13 protein-coding genes are annotated in these 15,958 nt (G+C 54.6%); all 13 read left to right on the plus strand.

Translation table 11 applies throughout. The features are described 5' to 3' along the window. Positions 1-11: 11 nt before the first annotated feature. The 13 genes from GOB58_RS09355 to GOB58_RS09415 all read left to right on the plus strand — a co-directional run bounded on the left by GOB58_RS09355 (position 12) and on the right by GOB58_RS09415 (position 15,957). Positions 12-671 (plus strand): phage baseplate assembly protein, encoded by a 660-nt coding sequence (locus GOB58_RS09355; RefSeq protein WP_173560008.1) that lies wholly within the window; start codon positions 12-14, stop codon positions 669-671. A 60-nt stretch (positions 672-731) separates the two neighbouring features. Continuing rightward, complete coding sequence (locus GOB58_RS09360) at positions 732-1,103, plus strand: hypothetical protein (protein WP_086554766.1); 372 nt, start codon at positions 732-734, stop codon at positions 1,101-1,103. 34 nt (positions 1,104-1,137) lie between these two features. Next, a complete protein-coding gene (locus GOB58_RS09365; protein WP_322973220.1) occupies positions 1,138-2,331 on the plus strand; it encodes a baseplate J/gp47 family protein in 1,194 nt (397 codons plus the stop codon). Then, entirely contained in the window at positions 2,331-2,915 is a 585-nt protein-coding gene (locus GOB58_RS09370; protein WP_086554768.1) for a DUF2612 domain-containing protein, read from the plus strand. Before GOB58_RS09365 ends, GOB58_RS09370 begins: the two co-directional genes overlap by 1 nt. Then, positions 2,912-3,856: a hypothetical protein gene (locus GOB58_RS09375; protein WP_173560010.1), complete on the plus strand. Its 945-nt coding sequence runs from the start codon at positions 2,912-2,914 to the stop codon at positions 3,854-3,856. The genes GOB58_RS09370 and GOB58_RS09375 overlap by 4 nt, the downstream gene beginning before the upstream one ends. Beyond that, entirely contained in the window at positions 3,853-4,380 is a 528-nt protein-coding gene (locus GOB58_RS09380; RefSeq protein WP_173560011.1) for a phage fiber-tail adaptor protein, read from the plus strand. Before GOB58_RS09375 ends, GOB58_RS09380 begins: the two co-directional genes overlap by 4 nt. 16 nt (positions 4,381-4,396) lie before the next feature. After that, positions 4,397-4,933, plus strand: a complete 537-nt coding sequence (locus GOB58_RS09385; protein ID WP_086635031.1) for a hypothetical protein — start codon at positions 4,397-4,399, stop codon at positions 4,931-4,933. Between the two features lie 5 nt (positions 4,934-4,938). Next, positions 4,939-7,215 carry a hypothetical protein gene (locus tag GOB58_RS09390; RefSeq protein WP_173560012.1) on the plus strand — a complete coding sequence of 759 codons (2,277 nt, stop codon included), beginning with the start codon at positions 4,939-4,941 and terminating at the stop codon, positions 7,213-7,215. Between the two features lie 513 nt (positions 7,216-7,728). Then, entirely contained in the window at positions 7,729-8,967 is a 1,239-nt protein-coding gene (locus GOB58_RS09395; RefSeq protein ID WP_086554773.1) for a cation:proton antiporter, read from the plus strand. Between the two features lie 26 nt (positions 8,968-8,993). Then, the gene (locus tag GOB58_RS09400; RefSeq protein WP_173560036.1) at positions 8,994-11,351 is read left to right on the plus strand and encodes a TonB-dependent receptor; all 2,358 of its coding nucleotides are present in this window, start codon (positions 8,994-8,996) and stop codon (positions 11,349-11,351) included. A gap of 5 nt (positions 11,352-11,356) precedes the next feature. Further along, positions 11,357-12,493: a phosphotransferase enzyme family protein gene (locus GOB58_RS09405; RefSeq protein ID WP_265792450.1), complete on the plus strand. Its 1,137-nt coding sequence runs from the start codon at positions 11,357-11,359 to the stop codon at positions 12,491-12,493. Then, on the plus strand, positions 12,490-13,044 hold the full coding sequence (gene pnuC / locus GOB58_RS09410; RefSeq protein WP_173560013.1) for a nicotinamide riboside transporter PnuC: 555 nt from the start codon (positions 12,490-12,492) through the stop codon (positions 13,042-13,044). Before GOB58_RS09405 ends, pnuC begins: the two co-directional genes overlap by 4 nt. Positions 13,045-13,656: 612 nt before the next feature. Then, positions 13,657-15,957: a TonB-dependent siderophore receptor gene (locus GOB58_RS09415; RefSeq protein ID WP_173560014.1), complete on the plus strand. Its 2,301-nt coding sequence runs from the start codon at positions 13,657-13,659 to the stop codon at positions 15,955-15,957. Position 15,958 lies beyond the last annotated feature (1 nt).

A 15,958-nucleotide genomic window follows, 5' to 3' on the forward strand; every position in this document is an offset into this window, starting at 1 on the left:
GGATGCTTTTTATGAGTTCTTCTTTCTCCTCCTCACTTTATCCGGTTTTTCATCGTGCTGATGCTGCGGCATCTGACTTTAATGCGCTTAATGCTGTTGTGGCACGTCTGCTCTCGACACGGCGCACCGTTATGCTGGTGCAGGTTTGTGCCGTGTCAGGCACAGGGCTGGAGCCGGTTGGTTTTGTTGATGTGCAGCCTATGGTGCACCAGCAAAATGCAGCAGGGCAGGTGACCCCTCATGGTGTGGTGTTTCAGGTGCCCTATTTTCGCCTGCAGGGCGGCATACGCGCGGTGATCACTGACCCGGTGGTGGGGGATATCGGCCTGGCACTGGTGGCAGACCGTGACAGTTTTAATGTTAAAACCGCACGGGCGGCGGCGGCACCGGGCTCTTTCAGGCAGCATAATATAGCCGATGCACTTTACCTGGGGGGTTTTCTCAATGCGGCCCCCCGGGAATATATCTGGATGAACGAAAGCGGTATCAGCATCAAAACAGAAGGCACGTTTTCGGTAAATGCACAGAATGTCGAGATTACCGGCGGGGTGTCTGTCAAAGGTGACCTCAGTGTCTCGGGCGATGTGACCGGCCGGGGTATTTCTTTATCGCAGCATACGCATCCAGGTGTGCAGCCCGGGGCAGGGCAGACCGGCACACCGGTTGGTTAACCGTGTGCAGTATTATCTGCTGTTTTTATAAAATATCAGAGCATGACAGGAACTCATGACATGGATGAGGAAAGCACAACCGGTGCACTGTTGCTTGATGCAGCCACCTGGGACCTTGTGATTGATGCACAGGGCAACATTGCCCAGGCAGCGGCCCCTTATGCCATCGTGCAGAATGTGGCGTGTGCTGTCAGGGTTTTTCTGGGGGAGTGCTGGTACAACACGGCACTGGGCCTGCCCTATCTTGAGCATGTTCTGGGGCGCAGTCAGTCTGTTGCTCTTTTTCGTTCAGATGTCGAGCAGGTGGCCCGCACGGTGCAGGGTGTCTCGCGCGCGGTGTGCGTGCTGACTGACATAAGCCCGCAGCGCCGCCTCTCTGGCATTATTCAGCTCGCTCTTGAAGATGGAACCCGGACCAGTGTCAGCTTCTAGCACCACACAACAGACCAGTTATGGCACGACTTCGGTGCCAGCCCCCCGCCTGAGCAGCTCTGGCTTTGTTATGCCTCAGGAGGCAGAAGTGCTCGCCGGAGTTTTAGCTGATATTAATGCAGCTTTTGGTAACCAGCTCAGCCTGAGCCTTTCAACCCCGCAGGGGCAGCTTGCTGTGTCTATGACCGCCATTCTGGGCGATGCATATGACCAGTTCCTGGCTGTGGCCAATGGCGTTGACCCCGCGCGTGCCACAGGCCGTATGCAGGATGCTATCGGGCGGCTGTATTTTATGACCCGTCAGCCCGCAACAGCCACTGTTGTGGCGTGTGTATGTACGGGCACATCGGGCACGGTTATACCGCAGGGCAGCCTTGTCCAGGATACCTCTGGCAACAGCTATGCCGCGAGTGCGGCTATTACACTTGATGAAACAGGCACTGCCACCGGTAATTTTGTCTGCACTGTAGCGGGCGAAACGGCCTGCCCGGCGCAGAGTATTCGCCTCAGCCAGGCGCTAAACGGCTGGGCAACGGTTACTAACCCTGTGGCAGGGGTTACGGGGCGCAACACAGAGGGGCGTATTGCTTTTGAGCGCCGCCGCCAGGTGTCTGTCTCGCTTAATTCAGTGGGGGTTAATAATGCTATTCAGGCCAGTGTGCAGGCTGTACCTGGCGTGCTTGACGCATATGTAACAGACAACAGCACCGGCAGTGCTGTAACGATAAAAGGGGTCACTCTGGCGGCGCATAGTGTTTATGTGTGTGTCAGTGGCGGCAGTGACGATGCTGTGGCCCGCGCTATTCTGAGCAAAAAGCCACCAGGTTGTGCTTATACCGGTACAACGCAGGTGCAGGTAAGCGATACAGATACAGCTTATAGCAAAGCGCCTGTTTATAACGTCAGTTTTCAGCGCGCAAAGCCGGTCGCTGTGTATGTAAATGTGAAACTTTCCTCCTCCCTTCAGGTGCCCGCTGATGTGCAGACCCAGGTGCGCAAGGCTGTTCTGGCTTCATTTCTGGGGCTTGATGGCGGCGCACGCGCAGGGATAGGCAGCGTCATTTATGCCAGTCGTTTTTACAGTTCTGTTGCGGCTCTGGGCAGCTGGGCACAGATTATCGATATTACAGCCGGCCCGACTGCTGACCCGACAGCTATCAGCATGGCACTCAGCATTGATCAGATCCCGGTGCTGGAAGCAAAAAATATCAGTGTGGAGCTGGCCTGATGCAACATTATGAACAGACCATTTTGTCGCAGTATGCGTGTTCTCCCTCACTGACCACGCTGATTGACGCTTGGAACCAGATGACAGACCCGCAGGCACTGGTGAACAGATGGTTTGATAATATCTGGAACATCGAAACCGCCCAGGGTTATGGCCTTGATGTCTGGGGGCGTATTGTGGGTGTCAGCCGGGTGCTGCGGGTGGCAACCGGCACGTTTTTAGGCTTTCTTGAAGCAAATGACCTGACGGAAGAACCTTTTAACACCGCCCCCTGGTATCAGGACTATGCTGCCACTGATAACCACCGTCTTTCTGACAGCGGATATCGCCAGCTTATTTATGCCAAAGCACTTGCGAATATCACCGATTGTTCGGTTTTCTCGCTCAATAAAATCCTCATGATGCTGTTTGCCGGCCAGGGTGATGCCTGGGTGGAGGAAAGCGGCATTATGGCCATGCGGTATGTTTTTAATTTTACCCCCACACCTCTGCAGATTTCTGTCATTCAGAATGCAGGTGTTCTGCCCCGCCCGGCTGGTGTGACGGTTTCTTATGCGATCAGAGAAGCAGGAGACGGAGCATGAAAAGTTTAGATGACAGGGCGCTCTTCAGTGAGCTGATTGCTGCCGGCGCGCAGGATGGTAACGTGGCTGATATTCCCGCCAGCCAGGCTGTGGCGGGGGATGGCACAGCATCAGTTGCGCTGGGGTTTCCGCCTGAAACATTTGTTGCCCGCTCTGCCGGTGGTGTGCCGCCGCGCGGGCAGGATATGAACGGGTTTTTAAAATATATCTCTCAGGCCATACAGTTTTTACAGGCAACATCAGTCAGTGCGTTTGATAGTGGATTTGCTGCTAAAATCGGTGGTTACCCCATGGGGGCGGTGGTGGCGGGTATTACACCAGGTGGTGTGTGGCGGTCGGTGGCAGATAATAATGTCAGCATACCAGGAACGATGGGTGCCGCCTGGGTGAATTTCTTTGGTGACTATGTTCAGAAAGCAGGGGACACCATAAGTGGTGCGCTGACAGTTACAGGCACCCTGCGCTCGGACAGTAATGTGATCGTGGCAAACAGCCAGAACAAAAGTGTGGTCAATATACGGGTAACCAATGAAGGCTATCTGTCTTTTGACCTGAACTCAGCTGATCAGACAAACCTTGCCTCTCTGCGGGTCTATCCCAGTGGTGAAATAACCAGCAGAAAAGGCATACTTGCCCTGACCTCACAACTGCCTGACGAGGGGTCAACCGGCTCAGGCCGGTGGTATCAGATCGGGAATACCCTGGTGCAGAACTTCAGGGTGCCGGCTGTATATCGTGCAACGGGTGGCACGTATGTGGCCTTTCCCAAAGCGTTTTCAGACACGGATGATATTACTATACAGCTTACGACAGCGGCGGATAATAATATGGATGTCTGGGCGTTTAACCCCACGAGCGCAGGGTTTTATATTAACATCCCTTCTAATTCGGCTTCATCAGGGCTGCCTGTGAGTGTCACAGCAACGGGGGTAGCCCGGTGACAGCACCTCTTCTCTCTCCGGGCTGGCGGCCTTCGCCTGCACGTATGATCAAGCTTGCCGCTGTGCCGGATTTGCGCCTGCGCGGGCTGGTGGCCTGTCAGGCGCAGTTATCATGGGCGCCAAAATCAGGTGCTGATAACCTTGATTTCTCGCTTGATGCATCGGGCTGGCTTAAAGGCACAGAGGACTATCTGGCCTGTGTTTCAGCCTGCGTGCCCACAGCCACCGGGCTGGAAACTGACCTCAGAGTGTTATGGGCAACGGTGATGAGCGGTCTGGCCTGTTTTTTTCTGGGGGGCGGCATACCCGGAACAGTGCAGACTGTTCAGCTCACGCTGGTCACACAGCAGGGGCGCAGGCTGACGCTGCCTGTGTCTGTTGCCATACGCACTGACAGTGCGGCGGCACCGCCTGTCTGTGTGCCTCATCTTGCTGATGGCACACCACTGCCACCCAATACGCTTTCGCTTCAGAACGATGTCGCGCTGACAACCAATGATGGAAAGCCCTACCTTATAGCCTGAAGGACACATAGTGCTCATGTCCGGGTCATCCTGCACGGTCGCCATCAAAAGTGGTGTGCCGCTTTCGTCGTTATCGGTTTATCCTCAGCCTGCCCCGACCGATCTCGTTTTTGGTATTTTTAACGGGCAGGGGCAGTTTGTTCCGCAAAGTCAGATATGGTCGGGGGCTGTTGCCACAACCGGTGGCAGGTTAAGCGGGGCTCTTCTCTCTGACCTCGTGCCCGCGCAGCCTGATGAGCTGGTTAATAAAGCCTATGTTGACCGGGTTACAAAGCAGGTGAATGCTGATGTTTCAGACCTGGTGTCACAGGCACAGGCGGCGGCAGATAAAGCAACTGAAGCCGCCGATGCTGCTGTTGAAAAACAAAAAGGCGCAGCAGGCGGGCTTGCTGCCTTATCAGGTGCGGGCAACCTGCTTTTGGGGGGTGTTGAGTGTTTTGGTGTCGCCCATGGCAACCTGCTGCTGCTGACTGACCTGCCAGGTGAAGACCCGGGAGTGCAAAATGCATTGTGGAACAATGGTGGCTATCTCTGTATTTCCCGGGGGGCATAACGCAGATGAGACAATTTAAATGGCCTGAAAGCCTTTATATCTGCCTGGCTGCTGCGGCTCTGGGCGGGGCAGCCAGTGCAGCACAGGCTCAGCCAGTTGCAACGGGGGCTTACACACCCACGCTGCCACCCGGAGGGCTTGACAGCCGCACCACACTGCCTGGCCTGTGGCAGAATGCGACTATTGCGCAGGTTGCGGGTATGGCAGCTGGCAGCGTGCAGAAAACTGAGAAAAACCAGGCTGATGGCGTTGCCGGGCTTGATGCCTCAGGTGCTGTCACGGTGCCTGTTACGGGCAATATTTCGCAGGCTTTTGTAAAGACAGCGCTGGAGGGTGCGTTAAGTCGTGCTTTGTCAGCTTATCTGACAGAAAACCCGGGTGCGAAAGATTTTGGTATCGCTCTTGATGGCACAACAGATGATGTGCCTGCGCTTAAAGCCGCGGCAGCGGCTGTCTCAGCAGGGAGTATCATACGTGTGCCGGCGGGTAAGCTGCATATGGGCCAGGCGTTCACTGACGATCATTCTGTATTATGGCAGCTGAACGGCACAATGATGGATGATGGCGCGCCGGTGACGCAGATTGGTAATGACGTGATTGAGAGCACCCTGGAAGGTGGTAAATATTTTGCCCGCGGGCAGAGCCATGCTGATATGTCGCCTGTTATTCGCAAAGATATGGATATTACGCATACAGGCGGTACCCGGGGCTTTGTTATGAGCCTTGATAAAGATAACTGCACCCTTAAAAGCACAGGTGCTGACCTTGATGATTACATCTGGTGTCACTCTGTCGTGCTGACAAGTTCAGCCGCCGGGCTGGGGGAGCACGTGGCATCGGCTGCCTTTGCCCATCGCCCGTCAGATGCGTTGTCAGACAAGAAAGGCCGCCGTGCGCAGATATGGGCCGGATATGATGAAACCCGTGACGATACGGGTCAGTCGTCAGATGTTGCAGGCAGCCTTGTCGGCCGCGAGATAGATGTGTTTGCTAATGGTGACGATCCAAATGGCTGGCGCATTGGTTTGCAGCTTCAGGTTGCGGGGTCAGACCCCGCGGGCACACCGGGTAAAATTGGCAAAGGTATTGCCCTGGGCAATAATGACGGCACCAGCACATATGGTATTATGTTTGATGCTGCCGGGCGCTTTGACACAGCCGGGATTGACCTTTCGGCAAGTACACCGGTTAATGATGCCCCTGTGCTCAATATCGGGGCGAACCGTAATCTGTCATTTGCGGCCGACCATAAGCCGCACCTCCGTTTTGACTCTGCTTCTTACAGTCTGCAATATTTTTATGACACCAGTCGCCTGTTATCTGTTGGTCTGAGTGGTGATATCACAACAGCCATCAGTAATGGGGCAGATGGTATTGCATTCAGCCTTACAGGCGATGCGCTGATTGGCCTTAGTCTGGTTAATCTTAACGTGCCGGAGGCCCTGCGTTTTGGCAGTGGGCAGCAACTTTCGTGGGAGCCCACGGCAACTGTCAGCACCCGCTATCAGGATGGAAAACTGACAGATAAGATGAGTGAAACTGTCAGTCGCACACTTGATGATTCCGGTAATGAGCGCATAACCGGCAGTAACCTGAACAGTGGTATGATCACAACCCTGACAAACGCAGATGCCAGTGCTGTTACCCTTAACGGGCAGGCACTGATTGGTGTAAACCTGACAGGGCTGAACACGACAGAGGCCCTGCGTCTTGGCAGTGGGCAGCAACTCTCGTGGGAGCCCACGGCAACTGTCAGCACCCGCTATCAGGATGGAAAACTGACAGATAAGATGAGTGAAACTGTCAGTCGTACACTTGATGATTCCGGTAACGAGAGCATAACCGGCAGTAACCTGAACAGCGGTATGACCACAACCCTGACAAACGCAGATGCCAGTGCCGTTACCCTTAACGGGCAGGCGCTGATTGGTGTAAACCTGACAGGTCTGAACACGACAGAGGCCCTGCGTCTTGGCAGTGGGCAGCAACTCTCGTGGGAGCCGACATCGGTTATTCAGACAGGGTATAACGTGTCATCAGGTCTGACAGACAGTAAAGCAGGGGCATCGCTGCGTATGCTTGACACACAGGGTAATGAAACTTTGCATGGTACTGTCACGCCTGAGGGAGGGCTGCATCTGCCTGCTCTGAGCCGCGAGCAGATCAGAAGCTGGAAAGAGCCTGCCATTGGCCTTGTTGTGCTGGATGCAGATGATGATGCCCCGGTTGTGTATACCTCAGGCGGGTGGAAACTGATGGTGCTGCAGGCTCTGCCGGAATAATCAGACCGACAAAATATTTGAGCAGCACTCACACAGGCGGGTGCTGTTCTTTTTTTGTTTTTATACGGAACAGATGAGCTGATTATTCGTAGCAGCATATACCGTTTTTTTAAGCGGTGTTTTTTGCTGTCGTTTTACTTGTATCTCATTACGTCCCGATAGCGCTGAGATGATTAATCAGAGTAAAATATAATTTTCATGAATATTTTGAATTATAAAAAATATAAACAACTATATTTACTGTATAAAGTTCATTTGTTATGCATAAAAAGTATTTTATATATTTATATAAGACAATGATAAAATGCATGTCATTTCTTTGAAAAAACAAAGCGCGACATGAAAGAGACAGTATTATATTCTTTTTTCTCTGAAGGCAGGGTTCTTCTTGCTCCCCTTGTATTAACCGGGGCATGCTCTCAAAAAAACAATTTCAATCCAGCTGGTTGTGTCGTGCCTGATCTGTGTCGGGTTTTTTATGTCACACCCTCTGGACCATCAGAGAGGCACAGCATGACATCCCTCGGCCTGTTTGCGCTGGTTATTACCATTTCTGCCATTTTTGGCATTGTTAATTCCAAAACATTACGCCTGCCTTTTACTATTGGCATACTTTCTATTTCCATAATTTTTTCTGCTGCTCTCGTCCTGGCAGATAAGTTCGTGCCCTGGCCGGTGCTGCAATGGGTGAAAGAAACTCTTGAACGTATTGATATGGGGCGTGTGCTGCTTGACGGCGCCCTGTCGTTCCTGCTTTTTGCCGGTGCGCAGTCCGTTGACCTGCGGGCAATGTCTGAGCGTAAATTTTCGGTGCTGGCGCTTGCTCTGTTTGGCACAGTGTTTGCAGTTATACTGTTCGCCCTGGGTATTGGCATTGCGTTTGCTCTGGCCGGTCTGGTCGTTGCGCCTGTCTGGTGTGTGGTGCTGGGGGCTATTCTTGCACCGACTGACCCGGTCTCTGTTGTGGGTATGCTGCGCAGGCTCGGACTACCCCCGCAGCTTCAGGCTCTGTTTGCCGGTGAAAGCCTCTTTAATGACGGTGTTGCTGTTGCTGTTTTTACCGTCGCTCTCGACATGGCAGTGCAGTCACACATGCCTACAATGTTTGACCTTGGACATATTTTTCTGCTCGAGGTCGGCGGCGGTATTCTGACAGGTCTGGCCGGTGGCTGGGTTGCCCAGAAAGCGATTGGTATCGTTGATGACGCCCACCTCGAACTGCTCATTACGCTGGCGCTGTGCACCGGGGTTTACAGCCTGTGTGGTGCATGGGGTATGTCAGGCCCGATTGCTGCCGTAACAGCCGGACTGTTCATTGCCGCCCCGCGCACGCAGAGTAAGATTACAGAAACCGGGCGTAAAACGCTGCACATCTTCTGGGAGCTGGCAGACGAAATCCTTAATGCTCTGCTGTTTGTGCTGATGGGTTTTGCCATTCTTGAGGTCACATTTTCGACATCGCTGCTTGTGGCGTCTCTTATTGCACTGCCGCTTTCGCTGCTGGTTCGTGCAGCCAGTGTGTTTCTCGCCACCCTGCCGGTTTACCTGCGCGGGCAGGGGCGGGCGAGTGTGCTCACTGTGCTGACATGGGGCGGTTTGCGTGGTGGTATTTCGGTGTCTCTGGCCCTTGGTCTGCCCCCCGGGCCAGAGCATGATATTCTTCTCGGAGTCTGCTATAGTGTGGTTGTGTTTACCATTCTTGTGCAGGGGCTTACGATGGAAGCAGTGGTTAAAAGATTTTCGTTTTCATGAAGCAGGGCCGGTATTCCTGGCCTGTTATGGGGGTACTGACGGCGTCAGTGCTGGTGCCTGTGTTTTCTGCCCTGGCTGGTGAGGCCCGGGCGGAGAATAATCTGCCCGCACGTAAAACAGCCCCGTCTGCGGTCAGGGCGGCAGCGGGGGCTGAGGTTGTCGAGGTCCTTTCCTCTGACGCGGGAGAAGGCGGTGGAGGCCTCATCTGCCCGCAAAGTGCGCCACAGGCTGCCAGTGTTGTCAGTCAGAGTTATATTGCGCATCAGGCACCTTCGGCCTCAGCTTTTGACCTGGTGGCTCTGCTGCCGGGGGCTAATGTGGCCTCCTCTGACCCGCTGGGCTTTTCCCCTCAGACGAATATTTCCGTGCGCGGCCTGAACGGAGATGCCATCGGCTATGTGCTTGAGGGCATGCCGCTTAACGATATTGCCTATTACACCGGCTACCCCAGTCAGTTTGCTGACAGCGAGAATTATAAAACCATTACTCTGGCGCAGGGGGCAGCCGGGCTTGAAAGCCCTGTGCTTAACGCGGCAGGCGGGCTTATGACGCTGCGCTTTCGCGACCCGGCACAGAAGGCGGGTGGCCAGGCTGACTTTTCATATGGCTCCTATAATACCAGCCGCGAATTTATTCGTGCCGATACGGGTGAGATCGGAAAAAGCGGGGTGAGAGGCTTTGTCTCTTACTCGCATGGGGAGACAGATAACTGGCGTGGCCCCGGGCGTGATGAGCGCCAGCATGTTGACTTTAAACTGCTTAAAACCTGGGGGGCTGCTAACCGTGCTGCACTGCTTGGCTCATGGAACCAGGCGACAGACAGTTACTACCCTCAGCCCACACTGTCACAATGGCACCAGGATGGCATTCATGGTGGCAATAATCTGGCCCGGCATTATGACGCCTCGAACGAGGCCGCAGGCACAGATTACTGGCGTTTATACCGTCAGCCCGAGCGCACGCTTTACCTGGGGGCACCAGTCAGTGTGCAGCTTGCACAGGGGCTGACATTACACACCACACCCTATGCACAGGGGGCTTATGGCAATGCTCCGGGTGGCTCGACCCTGCCTGTTACGGGCGCATGGCAGGGCAACCAGCAGGTGCCCGGCAGCCTGAACCTGCCTGATGCAACGGATGGGGTCGCGACTGTGCGTGGTGACTACACACAGCGCAGCTATCGTTCTGGTTTTACGGCCTCTCTTGAGTGGCATACCCGCCATAATACGCTGGTCGCCGGTTACTGGTATGACTATTCTGACGATGCACAGAGCCAGACCTACGTGCCTGTTGCGGCTGATGGCTCAGCCCCTGATATATGGGGCGGCAGCCGGCGTGCCTCTGTTAAACTGGCTGATGGCAGCCTGCTTTATGGTGCGCATAACCATACCATCACACAGGTCAATGCCCTGTTTGTGGGTGATACGCTTTCTTTCCTGCATGACCGGCTGCAGTTCTCTGCCGGTTTTAAAGAGGTGATGTTTGCCCGCACCGGCACGAACAGCCTGCCCGGCGGGCCTTATCGCGTGGGTATGAACACCGCCGTGCCCTTGCCCCGGCTGGCAATAAAATATCAGATCACCCCGCAGCATCAGGTATTTTTCAACACCACGACTAATTTTCGCACCCCGGCTGAAAGTGCCCTTTACACGGCTTATGACCCCGGCTCGGGCGATGTGCTGACCCGTGGCACAAACAACGTGAAGAATGAGTATTCTATCGCTGAGGAGCTGGGTTACCGATATACCGGCACCTGGGTGACAGGCAGCATGACTTTGTTCAATTACAATTTTACCAACCGGCAGGTTGAAACTGTTGTGCCGGTTAATGGGTCTTTTATTTCCTCAACCATCAATGCCGGCGGGCAGACCTCGCGCGGGGTTGATATCGAGGCAGGGCTGCGCCCCTGGCATCATTTCAGCCCTTATGTCTCGGCTGAATATCTGCACGCCACTATTGATAACGACATCGCCTCAAACGGAGATCTGCTCCCCACACGTGGCAAAACAGCGGTGCGCAGCCCAAAAGTGCAGGCTGCTGTGGGCCTGACATATGATGACGGGCATGTGTTTGGTGTGTTCAGTGCAAAATATATGGGGCGGCAATACGCAACTTTTATGAATGATGAGCGTATGCCCTCTTATGTCACGGCCAGTATGGCGCTGGGGTATCGTTTTTCTAAGATCTTTTTTCTTAATGCCCCTGAACTGCGCATGAATTTTATAAATATCACTAATCAGCATTATCTCTCAGGCCTTGCCAGCCCCACCCTTAACGCCCGCACGACAACAGGCCGGCGGGGCAGCAGCATTGCGGGCGAGGACCCCACTTATTACATCGGTGGCGGGTTTGCGGCCCTGTTTACCGCTTCAGGCCGGTTCTGAACGTGGTGAGTGCGGCAGAGCCCGGGCAGTTTGGCGTGCTTGGTGTACAGACCGGGCGTGACTGGCCCTGCCTGACTGCGGAGGAAATCCGGGCTGTACTGGCACATTACCCCGGTGTGGTACCAGGCGGCACGTGTGCCTGGCACAGCATGCGTCCGTTTTCAGCTGCAGCACTGGTGACAGGGGCAGGGGAGGCCTGCCTGATTAAACGTCACCACAGCAGCCTTCGTAATGTCGCGGCCCTGTCAGAGGAGCACGCTTTTATGCAGCATCTGGCACGTGAGGGCGTGCCGGTGTGTCTGCCCTGCGTCACGGCAGAGGGCACCACTGCGCTGGCCCATAATGACTGGACGTATGAGGTTTTCCCCCGTGCCCCGGGTGAAGATATGTATCGTGATGTCATGTCATGGCAGCCTTATCTCTGCCCTGAGCATGCTTATGCGGCAGGTCAGGCACTGGCCAGACTGCACCATGCAGCCGCGTCTTATAGCGCACCCGACCGGGCAGCCGGACGAGCGCTTATTTCCTCCATGGCCGTTATCGGCCAGGCTGACCTTATGGCGGCATTACAGGCATGGGTGCCTGCACAGCCCGGCCTTGCACAGGCATTACGCTCACGCTCCTGGCAGGAAGATGTGCAGCGTGTCCTCTCTCCCTGGCATGACAGGCTTGTGCCTTTGCTGCCAGAAATCGTGCCCTGTGGCGGGCATGGTGACTGGCATGGTTCTAACCTGTTATGGACCCCGCAGGGCGATATAGCCTGCGTGCTTGATTTTGGTATGGCCGGGCGCACCTGTGCGATGTTCGATCTGGCCACAGCTCTTGAGCGCAGCATGGTTGACTGGCTTGCACCTGCGCAGGAGCGGCATGTTGCCGGGCAGGATATGGCTGCTTTTTTGCGTGGTTATGCCACCATCAGCCCGCCTGATGACACAGCGCGGGCGCTGCTCAGGGCTTTTTTGCCTCTGGTGCATGTGGAATTTGCCCTCTCCGAAGTCGCTTATTTTGAAACCCTGCTGCATGATCCGTCTTCTGCTTCTGTGGCATATGATGATTATCTGCTGGGGCATGCTCAGTGGTTTAACAGTGCAGAGGGGCAGGCTATGCTCGATGTTTGCTCCCGCCGGGGCACCGGGGCATGAGCCCGACTGAGCTGGTGGCAGTTTTTGTCAGTGCGCTGAGTGTGTGGCTCACCGGTTGCCGCGTGGTGTGGTGCTGGCCAGTGACACTGGTTGCCTGCCTGCTTTATGGCATCGTGTTTCACGAGGCGCGTTTATATGCCGATATGGCGTTGCAGGCGGTGTTTGCTGCTCTTGCCTGTTATGGCTGGTGGCGGTGGCAAAGCGCAGAGCATCATGATGGCTCGGTGCAGGTCAGGCCGCTTGAGGCACGCAGTCTCTGGTTTGGTGTGGTGCTGAGCACAGCATGCGGAGCGGGCGCCGGCTATGCGCTATCGCGCCTGACGGATGATGCCGCCCCGTTTTCTGACGCGATGCTGAGTGCCTACAGTATTCTGGGGCAGGTGTGGATGGCCCGCCAGCATATAGCCTGCTGGTGGGTATGGATTGTGGTTGATCTGTTTTACACCGGATTGTTTGCTGTGCGGGGTCTTTACCCTAGTGCTGTGCTTTATGCTGTTTTTGTCGGGCTGGCTGTTACCGGCCTGCGGCTGTGGCGCAAAGAAGCGATATAACACCACAAAGACAGAATAAAGCCCGTGCGGTATTATCCTTTCTGCCGCTGACCTGAAAAAGAAGTCATTTACTGACGGGTGAATACCATAAAAGCCAGGGGGTTTTTCTGGTACAGACGGGCTTTTACTGGTGCGAATGCAGCAGAGGTCATGCAGGCAGGGGCAGATGTGGATGATTCGACAGAATCCACACCGCCTTAAAGGCCCTGTAGTCAAGTGCTTTTAAGGATTGACATAAAGAAAAAGATATTTGCGGCAGAAAACAGCCATTTTTTATAAGTAACGCCCCTGTGAGTTCTGTCATTTTATCCACAGAAAGCGGGGAAAGGCCTCTGGATAACTTTGTGCATAACCTGTTTTCAGGCGCGGCTGGCGGCCTGTTTTGTCATAATTCGTGCTTTGTTCCCCTCTCCTGGTGCAGGGCTGCTCTGAGCACATTTATTTTATGTAAGGCGTAAAGGTTATTCTGCTTCAGCCCTGGTCAGAGCCTGAAAGCCATGTGTCTGATTTTTTCGGGCCTGAGGTCTTTTTATAAATTGCAATTGACAATCATTATCATTCTCAGTTAGAGCCGGCATCCCAATCTATCTGAATAAATATGGCGAGCACAGAATGTCGTTTTCACATGCGGTCGCTGGTCTGCTCCCTGTCGTAGCACTTTTTGGCGGGGATATGGCAGATGCTCTGGCGGACACACCCGAAACAGCGTCTTCACGCTCACACTATGCCCGGTCACATGCCGGGGGCAGCAGTGGTGCAACACCTCCGAAACAGCCTGTCGTCATTGGCAAAAAAGAAGAGCTGGTAGTGACGGCCACAGGCCTGTCACGCGCTTCATCTGCTACCAAAACCCGCACTCCTATTATTGAATCGCCTCAGACAATTTCTATCGTGAACCGTGAGGAAATTGAACTGCGTGCTTCTCCCACTATTGCTGATGCCCTCTCTTACACAGCAGGGGTGCAGGCCGAGCCCTCTGGTATCGACAGCCGTGTTGATGAGGTTTCGGTGCGTGGCTTTGGGGCAGGGGGTTTTTCTTCCAATAATAACTTTGTTGACGGGTTGCGTCTGCCCTCAGGCGGGCAGTGGACCCGCACCTCTTTTGATCCCTTTGCCCTGCAGCAGATCGAGGTACTTAAAGGCCCGTCAGGCGCACTCTACGGGCAGACTGCGCCAGGCGGGGTGGTAAACCTGGTGACCAAACGCCCCACCGCTAAAAGCGAGGGTGAGTTCTTTTTGCAGGGTACAGGTTTTACTGACCTTTCAAACTGGCAGGGCCAGGCCTCGGGCGACCTGTCCGGCCGTCTTAATAAAAGTGGTTCACTGCTCGGGCGGGCGGTGGCTATGGCCAAATATGGTGATACGCAGGTTAACGGGGTGCAGCTGGGGCGGTATTATTTCTCACCCAGTATGACCTGGCGATATGCACCAAAGTCGAGCTGGACAGTTCTCGCGCAATATCAGCGTGACCAGGGGGGCTCGACCTATCAGTTTCTGCCTGCAACCGGCACGCTTTATGCGTCAAAGGGGCGGCATATCAAAAATAATGCGAACCTGGGTGAGCCACACTGGAACACATTTGACCGTAACCAGGCACTTGTTGGCTCGTTTCTTGAGCATCATTTCAATCGTTTTTTCACCCTGCGTAACAACACGCGTTATACTTATATTGATACGCTCTACCGGGCGACGGTGCTGTCGGGTGATACCCTGTCAAAATGCCCGGCAACAATAGCAGGCTGTATACCGGGTGAGACCATTGCCCGCCGTGCGGTAGAGGGGCGGGGCCGTTCGCAGGGTGTTACAACCGACCTTCAGCTCGAAGGGCACATGACCACCGGTCCGGTGCGTCATTTACTGCTGGCCGGCACTGATTATTTTTATACAAACTGGAATCACTCGCGTGACCTCGTGCAGTCCTCGCTGGTGTTGCCTGTGCTCAATATTTTTGACCCGTCTTCGCGTGGTTCATCAGGGTTTGCCGGGGCGCTGTCCCCGCAGGTTTATACGTCAACAGTCAGCCAGCAGAACGGTATTTACTTTCAGGACCAGCTTAAAGCAGGTCGCCTGCGTGTGACCGTTGGCGGCCGCCAGGACTGGGCACGTGATAACACCCTGAATGTGCTGAAGCAGACCCGCTATATAACAAATTCCTCTGCTTTTACCTGGCGTGCCGGGGGTGTGTATCTGTTTGATAATGGTCTGGTGCCGTATTTCAGTTATGCGCAGTCTTTCCAGCCGCAGGTGTCTGACCCGTCCACCTCTCTGACCGGCGAGCCGTTTAAACCCACAACCGGCGACCAGTATGAGGCCGGGCTGCGCTACCAGTATGGCAAAAGTATTTATATTACTTTTGGCGGTTATCAGATCACGCAGAAAAATACGACCACTCCCAACGCTGCCGGGGTCATGTGTGGCACCAGCACATGTCTTGTGCAAACAGGCAAGGCCCGGGTGCGCGGCCTTGAGCTTGAAGGGCGGGCAAACCTGCCGTGGGATATGGCGGTTATTTTCACCGGCACCCGCAGTGATGCACGGATAAGGAAGTCGAACACAGCAAGCGAGATCGGTAATTATATGCCTCAGGGGCCAAAATGGATGGCCTCGTTATTTGTTGACCAGCGCGTGCGCCACGGCCTGCTTAAAGGAACAGGCCTGGGCGGAGGGGTGCGCTACACCGGCCACAGCTATGGTGATACAGCGAATAAGCTTTCTATCCCGGGTTATACGCTGTTTGATATGTTCCTGCGTTATGATTTTGGTGAAGCACACCCGCGCTATCAGGGGCTGACCTTTTCGCTCAATATGCGCAACATTGCGAACAAACGCTTTGTCGCGACCTGCACCGCCGTTGCGGCATGTTATTACGGGCAGGGCCGCAGCCTGACAGCCCGTCTTGAATATCGCTGGTGAG

This window comes from Acetobacter thailandicus, from assembly GCF_011516655.1.
In the GTDB taxonomy this organism is placed as follows: Bacteria; Pseudomonadota; Alphaproteobacteria; order Acetobacterales; family Acetobacteraceae; genus Acetobacter; species Acetobacter thailandicus.

Coding starts and splice junctions, on each gene's coding strand:
- GOB58_RS09355 (WP_173560008.1), top strand. CDS start 12: ATGAGTTCTTCTTTCTCCTCCTCACTTTATCCGGTTTTTCATCGTGCT.
- GOB58_RS09360 (WP_086554766.1), top strand. CDS start 732: ATGGATGAGGAAAGCACAACCGGTGCACTGTTGCTTGATGCAGCCACC.
- GOB58_RS09370 (WP_086554768.1), top strand. CDS start 2,331: ATGCAACATTATGAACAGACCATTTTGTCGCAGTATGCGTGTTCTCCC.
- GOB58_RS09375 (WP_173560010.1), top strand. CDS start 2,912: ATGAAAAGTTTAGATGACAGGGCGCTCTTCAGTGAGCTGATTGCTGCC.
- GOB58_RS09385 (WP_086635031.1), top strand. CDS start 4,397: ATGTCCGGGTCATCCTGCACGGTCGCCATCAAAAGTGGTGTGCCGCTT.
- GOB58_RS09390 (WP_173560012.1), top strand. CDS start 4,939: ATGAGACAATTTAAATGGCCTGAAAGCCTTTATATCTGCCTGGCTGCT.
- GOB58_RS09395 (WP_086554773.1), top strand. CDS start 7,729: ATGACATCCCTCGGCCTGTTTGCGCTGGTTATTACCATTTCTGCCATT.
- GOB58_RS09400 (WP_173560036.1), top strand. CDS start 8,994: ATGGGGGTACTGACGGCGTCAGTGCTGGTGCCTGTGTTTTCTGCCCTG.
- pnuC (WP_173560013.1), top strand. CDS start 12,490: ATGAGCCCGACTGAGCTGGTGGCAGTTTTTGTCAGTGCGCTGAGTGTG.
- GOB58_RS09415 (WP_173560014.1), top strand. CDS start 13,657: ATGTCGTTTTCACATGCGGTCGCTGGTCTGCTCCCTGTCGTAGCACTT.